Origin of the sequence: Euzebyella saccharophila (assembly GCF_014855495.1) — a bacterium.
Classification (GTDB): Bacteria; Bacteroidota; Bacteroidia; order Flavobacteriales; family Flavobacteriaceae; genus Euzebyella; species Euzebyella saccharophila.
Genome location: NZ_JACYFJ010000001.1, coordinates 209,765 through 221,050, shown reverse-complemented (window position 1 = coordinate 221,050; position 11,286 = coordinate 209,765). Strand labels below are relative to the sequence as shown.

The 11,286-nt window shown below is 41.3% G+C and carries 7 protein-coding genes; 6 read left to right on the top strand and 1 reads right to left on the bottom strand.

Translation table 11 applies throughout. The annotated features are described in order from the left end of the window. From IL355_RS00875 to IL355_RS00855, 5 genes are all read left to right on the top strand, one after another. On the top strand, nt 1-1,425 hold the full coding sequence (locus IL355_RS00875; protein ID WP_192460329.1) for a purine-cytosine permease family protein: 1,425 nt from the start codon (nt 1-3) through the stop codon (nt 1,423-1,425). Nucleotides 1,426-1,646: 221 nt separating this feature from the next. Then, nucleotides 1,647-2,477: a 5-dehydro-4-deoxy-D-glucuronate isomerase gene (gene kduI / locus IL355_RS00870; protein ID WP_192460328.1), complete on the top strand. Its 831-nt coding sequence runs from the start codon at nt 1,647-1,649 to the stop codon at nt 2,475-2,477. 36 nt (nt 2,478-2,513) lie between these two features. Beyond that, nucleotides 2,514-3,554, top strand: a complete 1,041-nt coding sequence (locus IL355_RS00865; RefSeq protein WP_192460327.1) for a sugar kinase — start codon at nt 2,514-2,516, stop codon at nt 3,552-3,554. 128 nt (nt 3,555-3,682) lie between these two features. Continuing rightward, entirely contained in the window at nt 3,683-5,134 is a 1,452-nt protein-coding gene (locus tag IL355_RS00860) for a tagaturonate reductase (protein WP_192460326.1), read from the top strand. A gap of 3 nt (nt 5,135-5,137) precedes the next feature. Next, nucleotides 5,138-6,757 carry a UxaA family hydrolase gene (locus IL355_RS00855; RefSeq protein ID WP_192460325.1) on the top strand — a complete coding sequence of 540 codons (1,620 nt, stop codon included), beginning with the start codon at nt 5,138-5,140 and terminating at the stop codon, nt 6,755-6,757. 17 nt (nt 6,758-6,774) lie between these two features. Here IL355_RS00855 and IL355_RS00850 read toward each other — a convergent pair whose 3' ends face one another. After that, a complete protein-coding gene (locus IL355_RS00850; RefSeq protein ID WP_192460324.1) occupies nt 6,775-7,791 on the bottom strand; it encodes a LacI family DNA-binding transcriptional regulator in 1,017 nt (338 codons plus the stop codon). A 372-nt stretch (nt 7,792-8,163) separates the two neighbouring features. Here IL355_RS00850 and IL355_RS00845 point away from each other — a divergent pair, with 372 nt between their 5' ends. Further along, entirely contained in the window at nt 8,164-11,283 is a 3,120-nt protein-coding gene (locus IL355_RS00845; protein WP_192460323.1) for a SusC/RagA family TonB-linked outer membrane protein, read from the top strand. Nucleotides 11,284-11,286: the final 3 nt, after the last annotated feature.

The following is an 11,286-nucleotide window of genomic DNA, read 5'->3' as shown; positions in this document are numbered from 1 at the left end:
ATGACACTACACAGTCAAGAAGAAGAGATGGTAGAAGATTTGGTAGGCGAAGAATTTGAGCGCCAACCGGTACCCCAATCCAGGTTAAAAAGCTGGAAAAGTTTCTTAGGAATGTATGCCGGGGAGCATGCCGCCGGTACCGAGTTTGTTATTGGTCCCTTGTTCTTGACTACAGGTGTTAGTGCTTTTGATTTAATTGTTGGTTTATTGATAGGAAACCTTTTGGCAGTTTTGAGTTGGCGTTTTTTAACCGCGGAGATTGCGGTAAAGTACCGTTTAACACTCTACTATCAATTAGAAAAGATTTGCGGTAAGAAATTAGTCGTAGCCTACAATCTGGCCAATGGTGTGCTGTTTTGTTTTTTAGCGGGCTCCATGATAACTATTTCGGCAACAGCAGTGGGTATTCCCTTTGATATGGAAATGCCCAAATTAACGGATACCATGCCCAATGGACTCACCTGGATTGTCATAGTATTGGCCATTGGGGCGGTTATTTCCGTAATTGCGGCCCGTGGCTTCAATACGGTTTCCAAAGCGGCTAACTATATGTCTCCCGTAATTGTTTTGGCATTCTTGGCCTGTGGTATAGTTTCGTTACAGGAATTGAATGTTAGCAGTTTTTCTGATTTTTGGAACATTTGGGGGGAGGGCTCAGAACCCTTTCCAGGTCAGATAAAATACACGTTCTGGCACATTGTATTGTGGTCTTGGTTTGCCAATGCCGCAATGCATGTTGGTATGAGCGACCTATCTGTATTTAGGTTTGCTAAAAAGGCGAGTTCCGGTTGGACAACCGCCGCCGGTATGTACGTAGGTCATTACATGGCTTGGATCGCAGCAGCATTATTGTATGCGGTTTATTTGAAGTCTCCCGAAGCACAGATAATGTTGGGCAATGGAGAGGCCCCACCGGTGGCTCCAGGGCCATTGGCCCATAAAGCACTGGGTGTTTTTGGTATTATAGCAGTAGTATTGGCCGGATGGACAACTGCTAACCCAACCATTTACAGGGCAGGATTGGCATTTCAAGCGATCTTACCCAAGACATCCACTTTTTGGGTAACTATCATTGCAGGTTCGGTGGCCACCATAGCAGGATTGTTTCCGGCCTTTGCCATGAAATTGTTAGATTTTGTAGCGCTGTATGGATTTATTCTGGCTCCTGTTGGTGCTATTATTGTGTTTGAACATTTCTTTTCTGAAAAGGCGGGTATTGTATCCAACTACGCAGAAAAAAGTAACATTCAGTATAATAAGGCGGTTCTCTTTGCATGGGCTATTAGTTTTGGACTCTTTTATTTTATATCGTTACAGTTTGATGTATTTCTATCTTTTGTAACCCTTCCAGCTTGGTTAATGTGTGGTATACTGTTCCTTGTTTTTAGTAAGTATACCCAAAAGCAAGTTTCCATTAAAAGTTGATAGAATATATCCTTGAATCTCTTTTCTTGGGGAACAAATGATTTAAATCGTGCAACGGTTGGTCATAATGGCACCTTACGAACATAGGTTTTTGGTGGAGTTGATAAAAACTTGTATTATGCAATGTTTTATTAAGATAAGTTTAAAATTCAAAGAATAATTCTGCGGATTCATTTAAATGATTATATTCGCGTAATCGATTACATATATAATTTTTGATTATGACAAAACATGAGTTTAGATATGCATCGCACCCAGAAGATGCTAAAAAGTACGGAACCGAAGAACTTAGAAAACATTTCCTTATAGATACCCTTTTTGAGGATGGTACTATCAATCTAACCTATTCAATGTATGATAGATATATAGTTGGAGGTGCCAAACCAGCAGGAAAAGATTTGCATTTGGAAACCATACCTTATTTGAAATCAGAAAATTTTCTGGATAGGAGGGAACTGGGTATTGTAAATGTAGGTGGAAAAGGAAAAGTTTCCGTAGACGGTACCATATATGAACTCGATAAAAAGGAGGCTCTATATGTGGCAAAAGGTGCTAAGGAGGTTATTTTTAAGGGCGAAGGTTCTCCTTTGTTCTATTTGAATTCCGCACCGGCACATCACAGTTTTGAAACCAAAAAAGTAGGGAAGGAAAATGCTGAGGTAATTGAATTGGGTGATGAAAAATACGCTAATAAAAGAATTCTGAACAAGCTCATTGTGAATAGCATCGTTGAGACCTGTCAATTACAAATGGGAATTACGGAATTGGTACAAGGAAATGTTTGGAACACCATGCCGGCCCATACCCACGAGCGTAGAATGGAAGCCTATTTCTATTTTGATTTGGAAGAAGGGCAAACGGTTTGTCATTTTATGGGTCAGCCACAGCATACAAGACATATTTTTATGGAGGGTAACCAAGCGGTACTTTCTCCGGAGTGGTCTATTCATTCCGGTTCAGGAACTAGCAATTACGCTTTCATTTGGGGAATGGCTGGTGAGAATTTGGATTATGGCGACATGGATGTATGTCCTCCAAATCAATTGAAGTAAAATATAGTATACTAACTAAATCAATATAATTTCTACATGAAAAAAGTAGTGACCTTCGGTGAGATCATGCTTCGCTTGGCCCCCTCGGGATTTTTAAGGTTCTCTCAGGCGAACAGTTTTGACGTTGTCTATGGGGGCGGGGAGAGCAACGTAGCGGTCTCCCTGGCCAATTATGGGGTTCCGGTGGACTTTGTGACCCGCCTTCCCAAGAACGATATAGGGGAATGTGCCATGATGGAAATGCGCAAAAGGGGCGTTGGCACCGATAAGATAATTTACGGGGGCGACCGCCTGGGCATCTATTTCCTGGAAACGGGCGCGGTTTCCCGCGGGAGCAAGGTGGTCTATGACCGGGCCCATTCCGCCATGGCGGAAATCGAAAAGGGCTTGATAGATTGGGACGCCGTTTTCGAAGGGGTGGAATGGTTCCATTGGACGGGCATCACCCCGGCCATCTCCCAGGGTGCGGCGGACGCCTGCTTGGAAGCGGTAAAGGCGGCCAGCGACAGGGGCATTACGATCTCCACGGACCTTAACTACCGTGCCAAGCTATGGAAGTACGGCGGGGACCGCGAGGCGATCATGACCGAGCTTACCTCGTACTGCGACATCGTGCTGGGCAACGAGGAGGACGCGGAGAAGCACTTCGGCATACACCCGGAAGGGCTGGACGTCCACAAACACGGCCATGACGTGAAGGCGGAGGCCTTTCTATCGGTCTGCAAGCAGATGATGAAGAAGTTCCCGAAGGCTAAAAAGGTGATCACCACCCTAAGGGGTTCGATCAGCGCATCGCACAACACCTGGGCGGGCGTACTTTACGACGGGGAAAAGATGTACGAGAGCCCGCAGTACCAGATCACGGATATCGTGGACAGGGTAGGCGGGGGAGACTCCTTTATGGGAGGTTTGATCTATGGTCTTCTCAAATACCCTGAGGACGACCAGAACGCCCTGAACTTTGCGGTGGCGGCATCCTGCCTTAAGCACACCATCAAGGGCGATGCCAACCTGGCGACCGTGGACGAGGTGGAAAAGCTCATGGGAGGCGATGCTTCCGGTAGGGTAGCTAGATAAGATCTATTAGAAAAGAAACGATTGCTAAGACTAAGAGCGAATGGCCTACCAAAGGTCGTTCGCCTTTGCTATTTTACGGTGCATTTGAATCACATGTATCGTCACACTAACTCAAAGAAACAACCAAAATGAACAATTTAAACAGACAACTAACCAATACCGAAAATACACTACCTATAAAGGTAGTTCAGTTTGGTGAAGGAAATTTTTTAAGAGCTTTTGTGGAATACGCCTTTCAAAAACTCAACAAAGAAGTGGATTTCAATGCGGGTATTGCCGTAGTTCAGCCTATCTCAAAAGGATTGGTCTCCATGCTCAATGATCAAAACGGATTATACACCTTGTTTACTAAAGGAATTAAGGAAGGTAAGGAGATTGAGGAGAAAGAACTCATTACGAATATTGTAAAGGGAATAGATCCTTACCAAGACTTTAACGCATATTTAGAACTTGCGAAAAAGGAGGAATTGCAATTTATTATTTCCAATACTACCGAAGCTGGAATTGCCTATGTAGAAAGCGATACCCCAGATATGGCTCCACCATCCTCATTTCCGGCAAAACTTACTGTATTGCTACAGCATAGGTTCAACCATTTTAGTGGGGATGTAAAAAAAGGCCTAACAATTATCCCCTGTGAACTTATCAATTACAATTCCGATACTTTAAAGAAAATTGTATTGGACTATATAGAACTTTGGGGGTGGTCAGAAGGCTTTAAATCTTGGGTGAATAATGCCTGTACTTTTCATAACACTTTAGTGGATAGGATTGTGCCGGGTTACCCTAAAGATCAAATAGAGGAATATAACAGTCAGTTGGATTATAAGGATAATCTAATCGTAAGTGCAGAAACCTTCTTTCTTTGGGTCATTGAGGGAGGTGAAGATTTAAAAGCCAAGTTGCCTTTTCATAAAACCGATTTGGATGTCAAAATTGTAAATGATATGCAGCCTTTTAGAACTAGGAAAGTCCGAATTTTAAACGGGGCTCATACGGCTATGGTTCCGTTTTCCCTTTTGTATGGCAATGAAACAGTAAAAGAGAGTGTAGACGAAGCATTTACGGGGCCTTTTATTCAATCGGCGGTTTTTGAGGAAATTATCCCAACATTGGATATGGAAAAAGCAGAACTTGAAGCTTTTGCCAATGCTGTTTTTGATAGGTTTAGAAACCCCTTTGTGAAACACATGTTATCCAGTATCGCCCTTAACAGCATGTCTAAATTTAAGGTGAGGGTATTGCCTAGTTTGTTGCAGTATGTAGAACGTAAAGAAAAGTTGCCTGTACATTTGGTTTTTGCTTTTGCATGCTTGCTACAATTTTACAAGGGGGAGTTTGAGAATAGGTCAATGCCTGTAAATGATGACCAAGCCATCATGGATGATTTAAAATCTATTTGGGAAACGTCTACCTTTGAAGAAGTGGCACAAAGAGTATTGGAGAATACCAATTATTGGGACCAAGACCTTACTAAGGTAAAAGGCTTAAAAGAAGGTGTGGCCCTGGCTTTGAAAAATTTGAATACTTTGGGTGTTCAAAAGGGGTTTGAGCAATTTCAAGATGAATTAAAAGCATAAAATATGCAAACTAAACTAATTAAAGTACAGCCAGAAGATAACGTAGCCATAGCCTTGGTAGATTTAGTTCAGGGAGATAGGGTTACTTTTGAAGGGGAAGAGGTTATCATTCTTTCAGATGTAAAGGCGAAACACAAGATCACCTTAATAGATTTGGAAGCCAATGATGAAATAATCATGTACGGTGTTTTGGTTGGTAAGGCCGTTAGCCAAGTGAAAAGGGGTGAAGCTTTAACGGTTACCAATGTTAGGCATGAAAGTAGTCCGGTGGAGAAAAAGACCGTTGAGTCGGTGAATTGGAGTCCTCCAGATGTCTCAAAGTGGGAAAATAGGACCTTTCTGGGCTATCACAGACCGGATGGTCAGGTAGGCACCGCCAATGTATGGTTATTTTTTCCCTTGGTTTTTTGTGAAAACCGAAACATTGAAATATTGAAAGATGTGTTTGAAAAGGAACTTTCCATTGGGAAGGTAAACAAACAAAGACAGCTTTTAAGAAACTTGATTGGCGGAAATCCTTCTGCTAGTATCAATGATAATGAGACAGAAGGAGAGCAAACTTTTGAAAATATTGAAGTACGTTTCATTACCCACCAAGGTGGCTGTGGAGGTATAAGGCAAGATTCAGAAACACTTGCCAAGCTTTTGGCGGGATATGTTAAAAACCCAAATGTGGCCGGAGCAACGGTATTAAGTTTGGGTTGCCAAAATCTTCAAATTCAAATTCTAAAAGATGCCTTAAATACTATAGACCCTAATTTGGAGAAACCTGTTTTGATTTACGAGCAGCAACAAATGGGTACGGTTGATCAAATGCTAAACACCATTATTACGGAGTCTTTTGAGGGCATTAAAGAGGCCAATAAAATAGAAAGGAAACCTGCTCCAATCTCAAAATTGAAAATGGGCTTGGAATGTGGGGGGTCCGATGGTTTTTCAGGTATTTCAGCAAATCCTAGCTTAGGTTATGCTTCGGATATTTTGGCCGCTGTTGGAGGTTCGCCCATATTATCCGAGTTTCCAGAGCTGTGCGGAGTGGAGCAAGAATTGGTAAACCGATGCGTGCACGACGAAGACGCCCAAAGATTTATGAAATTAATGAAGGCGTACGAGCATGCTGCGGTGGCGGCTGGATCCGGTTTTGATATGAATCCTTCCCCTGGAAACATTAAGGACGGCCTCATTACGGATGCCATGAAATCTGCGGGGGCTGCAAAAAAAGGGGGCACCTCTCCCATTGAAGCCATTCTAGACTATGGTGAATATGTAACCAAACCTGGTTTAAACTTGTTGTGTACCCCAGGAAACGATGTGGAGAGTACCACGGGAATGGTGGGCTCTGGAGCCAATATCGTAGTCTTTACTACAGGATTAGGTACACCTACAGGTAACCCGATTGCACCGGTTTTAAAAGTTGCTTCCAATACTATTTTGGCCGAGCGTATGCCAGATATTATAGACATTGATACTGGTGGGGTCATAAGAGGAGAAAAGTCTATTGAAGAAATGGGCGAAGAAATATTGGAACACGTCATTAAGGTGGCGAGTGGAGAAATTTCGGCAAAGGCTGATGTGCTCAATCAAAATGATTTTATTCCATGGAAAAGAGGGGTTTCACTTTAGTGAAACCCTTATTAATTTTATTTTTTTTGGGAAGAAGTCCTGATTTCCAAAGTTGGGTCTAAAACCACATTTTTTTCAATTTTTACACCCTCGGAATCTATTTGTTCCAAAAAGACCTTCGCTGCGGTTTTTCCCATTAAAACTGGATTTTGATCAACGGAACTAATGGGTAACTCCATGAACTGGGTGAAAGGTTCGTTACTAAAACCCACTACACAAAAATCCTCTGGAATGTTCATTCCTACCTCTTTCAGATGCTGAATCGCACCCAATGCACCCAAATCGGTTGCGGAAAAAATGGCATCCGGTGGTTCTGGCAACTCCATTAGTTTTTTGGCTGCATCCTTACCAGCGGTAATTTCACTTTGTAAGGCAATAACATACTCTGGATTAAATTCGATGCCATACTCGGCTAGTGCTTTCTTATAACCTCCTAACCTATTTTGATAAATTAAAAGGCTAAGGTCAATAGTCATGTGCGCAACTTTCCTACAACCTTGTTCCAATAAGTGTTTGGTAGCTCTATAGGCCCCATTAAAGTCGTCCAAGGTAACAGAGCTGGTACCGGGAATTTCTTTTTTTCGGTCAAAAAATATGAGGGGTACATTTTTGGCCAATACCTGATTAAAATGCTTATTACTATTGGTCTGTCTTGAAACGGAGATAATGATCCCGTCCACCTGGGCATCCAAAAGGTTCTGTACAATGTCTATTTCCTTGTTTTCCTTTTCATGTGTCTGGCTAATTATGACATAGTAGCCTTTGGGGTTTAGTTCTTCTTCAATTCCCCTAATAACAGAGGAAAAAAAATTTCTATTGATATAGGGAAGAACCACTCCAACATTTTTACTTTTTCCGCTCTTTAATGCTTGGGCAACCCTATTTTGCTTGTAATTAAGTCTTGTGGCGGCTTCCAGTACTAACTTTTTGGTTTCGGCACTTATCCTGGGGTTGTCATTTAGTGCGCGAGATACGGTCGCCGCAGTAATGTTCAATTCCTTGGCGATATCGTAAATAGTGGTTTTTTTCTTCATCCGTGTTCTTCAGTTAGACTAGGATTAATTGTGACTGGGCCAAATATAGGGTAAAGTTCTAGGTGTTATCGATTACAATATAAGGAGTAATTACAAAATATTTAAGCCTCACCATCAAATTATTTGTGTTATATGTTATTTCGATGACTTTATTTGGTAAATAAATAAAATATTAAGGGTTAAATTGTTAAAAAATCAAATTAGTTTAAAAAAACGATACTAGAAATAAAATTTTTAGTAATATTGGGTAATCGATTGCATAAAATTATTGAGATTTCTTCTTTCAAAATAAGATAAGGTAAACTTTACTTAATGCGAAAGATATTTTGGTCAATTAGCTATGTAAACTAACTAAACACAATTACAGTTACAATGAAAATTTTTATCAAACAAAATGGGTATTCCATTGGAGGTAAGCTAGCTTTAATGGCTTGTTTTATCTTTTCTATGGGTGTTGCCCGAGCGCAACAGGGAACCTCCGTAAAAGGAACGGTGTATGATGCAACCTTAAATGAACCGCTTCCCGGGGCCAGTGTAGTGGTTAAGGGAACCACTACAGGCTCGCAAACAGATTTTGACGGTAATTTTACTTTAATGTTACCGGTTAACGATGCTGTTTTGGTTATTAGTTATGTGGGTTTTGCAACTCAAGAGGTGCCGGTAAATGGCAGGACATCTATTACTGTTACTCTTCAGGAGGATGCGGAATCCCTTGATGAAGTAGTTATAGTAGGGTATGGTTCGGTTAAAAAAGAGGACCTTACCGGCTCCGTAACCAGCATTTCAACGGAAGATATAACCCAAAGAAGTGTCAACAACCCACTAGAAGGTATACAGGGTAATTTGCCCGGTGTGGTAATTACGACCAATACAGGTAGGGTTGGTGACGGTTTTGATGTAAATATTAGGGGTAACAACTCCTTTAGTGGTGATACACAGCCTCTATTTGTTGTAGATGGTGTTCCTACCGGGAGCATTGATTTTCTAAATCCACAGGATATTGAAAGGATAGATGTCTTAAAGGATGCGTCTTCGGCAGCAATTTACGGTTCTCGAGGGGCCAACGGTGTGGTAATTGTTACTACTAAAAGTGGAACTACTGCCAAAAGGGGGATTTCCGTGAACATTGAAAGTTCTTATGGGATAGTCCGTAGGGCGCGGTTTCCGGATTTTATGGACGGTCAAGAATGGTGGGCCTATCACCAAACCGCTTATTTAAATCAAGATGACCCCTTGGGTGATACCCCAGAGAATAACTTTTCATTAGCTAGTAATAACAGTCCAGAGCTTGTTAAAAGGGCTAATGCCGGTTACAATTTTGATTGGGCAGATGCCGTCTATAGAGATGGAGAGTTGCAGAACAACTACATTTCGGTGAACGGTAGGTCAGAAAATGGAATGGCGTACAACCTAGCTCTAGGTTTACAAAAGGACAAGGGATTGCTTCCTAAGGAACAACTGGACAAGTACACGTTTAAGGGAGGTATCAGTCATAAATTTAATGATAAGTTCTCTGCTGGGGTTAATTTGACCCTTTCCCATGAAATTAACGATTTGGGTAGTGAACAAGCGGCAAGAGATGCTGTTAGGTTAAGTCCACTTACATCTCCTTGGGCAATAGATGAAAATGGCAACCAGTTGGAAGGTGAATTGTTTTTTCAGCCTGGAAAACTGGTGTACCCTAATGGTGATTGGGCCTTTAATAAGACAAGTACTTTAAATCCATTAGTGGAGATTGCTAATTCCAATCAAGAAATAAGAAGGTGGAGAACACTTGCCAATATGTTCGTAGAATACAATGCGCTTGATTGGTTATCATTTAAAACAACCTTTTCCGCAGGGCAACTTAGTAGAAGACATGGTCAAGCCTATGCTGCTGAGTCCTACGTAGGCCAATCAAATGGCGGGACCAATACGGCAAGTTTGGATAAGTTGGAAAACTTCAATTATACTTGGGACAATCAATTTAATATCAACCATACTTTTAAAGATGATCATACATTGAGTTTTTTAGGATTACAAAGTTTCTATTCCAATAGAACGGAAGAATCTTATGCCTTTTCTAATGGCCAACCTTTTGAAACATTATGGTACAATTTGGGTTCAGGTGCGCAGAGTAGTTTTAACTTATCATCAGGTTACAGAAAAAACACCTTGATGTCATATGCGGGAAGGCTAAATTACGGTTTCAAGAATAAGTATTTATTAACGGCATCCATTAGATGGGATGGTTCTTCAGTTTTATCCGAAGGAAATAAATGGCAAAACTTCCCATCACTGGCCTTGGCCTGGAAACTTTCCGAAGAAGGTTTTTTAAAGGATAGTGAAATCATAAATAACCTAAAATTACGAGCTAGTATTGGTTATACTGGTAATGACAATGTAGACCCTTATTCCACTTTAAACGGAGTTAACACTCAAAGGTATTACGATTTTAATGGCGATGCGGTCAACGGATTTATCTCCAATGAACTGGCGAATAAGTTATTGTCTTGGGAAAGAACACGTGAATTGAATTTTGGTTTGGATTTTGGTTTTTTAAGAAATAGAATTTTTGGGTCAGTAGATGTGTACGATAGACTGTCCGAAGATTTGATCGTTAGGCAAGATTTGCCCATAGAAGCTGGTATCCCTAGCGTAAACAACAATGTAGGTTCTTTGAGCAATAAGGGGGTAGAAGTATCCTTGGTGACAAGGAACATACAGACAGAAACTGTCTCCTGGGAAACCAATTTTACGTTCAGTAAAAATGTCAACTCCCTTGAATCTGTCTACGGTCAAAGTGAACAGGATGACCCAGGTAATGGATTTTTCATTGGTGAAGCCCTAAATGCCCATTACAATTATGTATTTGATGGCGTTTGGCAGGCTAGCGAGGCTGCAGAGGCCGCTTCTTATGGTATGAAAGAAGGGGAGGCTAGGCCCAAAGACATAAATGGAGATGGGATGTTTGATCCAGATGATGATAGAATTGTACTGGGGAGTAATCAACCGGATTGGATCGGTGGAATTACTTCCAATCTAAGAGTTGGTAATTTTGATTTGACGGTTTCCGCCATTGCCTTGCAAGGCGTATTGGTGAGAAGTGACTTTTTGAACGATAGTTTTGGCGATCCCAACGATCGTGGAAGAAACCATTTGGATTGGGATAGCTATTATGTTCCTGAAAACGGAGCCGGTCTTCCGGTTCAAGTTTCCAATGAAATTCCAAGACCTAGAGGTCAAGGGCAGTTTTGGGGTACAGATTTTGGATTCTACAGGGATGCTTCCTTTGTGAAGGTGAAAAATATAGCACTGGGATATTCCTTTAGTCCATCGGTGTTGGATCAGTTGAACATCAAAGGTTTTAGAATCTATGCCAACGTACTCAATCCTTTTGTATTTGCTGCGAGTGAATTCGAAGGATGGGACCCAGAATGGGCAGATGCCGACCAGAATTTGGCTAGGCCAAGTTCCATAACTTATCAATTAGGTTTAAGCTTAAAACTTTAAAAA

Coding starts and splice junctions, on each gene's coding strand:
- kduI (WP_192460328.1), top strand. CDS start 1,647: ATGACAAAACATGAGTTTAGATATGCATCGCACCCAGAAGATGCTAAA.
- IL355_RS00860 (WP_192460326.1), top strand. CDS start 3,683: ATGAACAATTTAAACAGACAACTAACCAATACCGAAAATACACTACCT.
- IL355_RS00845 (WP_192460323.1), top strand. CDS start 8,164: ATGAAAATTTTTATCAAACAAAATGGGTATTCCATTGGAGGTAAGCTA.
- IL355_RS00865 (WP_192460327.1), top strand. CDS start 2,514: ATGAAAAAAGTAGTGACCTTCGGTGAGATCATGCTTCGCTTGGCCCCC.
- IL355_RS00850 (WP_192460324.1), bottom strand. CDS start 7,791: ATGAAGAAAAAAACCACTATTTACGATATCGCCAAGGAATTGAACATT.
- IL355_RS00875 (WP_192460329.1), top strand. CDS start 1: ATGACACTACACAGTCAAGAAGAAGAGATGGTAGAAGATTTGGTAGGC.
- IL355_RS00855 (WP_192460325.1), top strand. CDS start 5,138: ATGCAAACTAAACTAATTAAAGTACAGCCAGAAGATAACGTAGCCATA.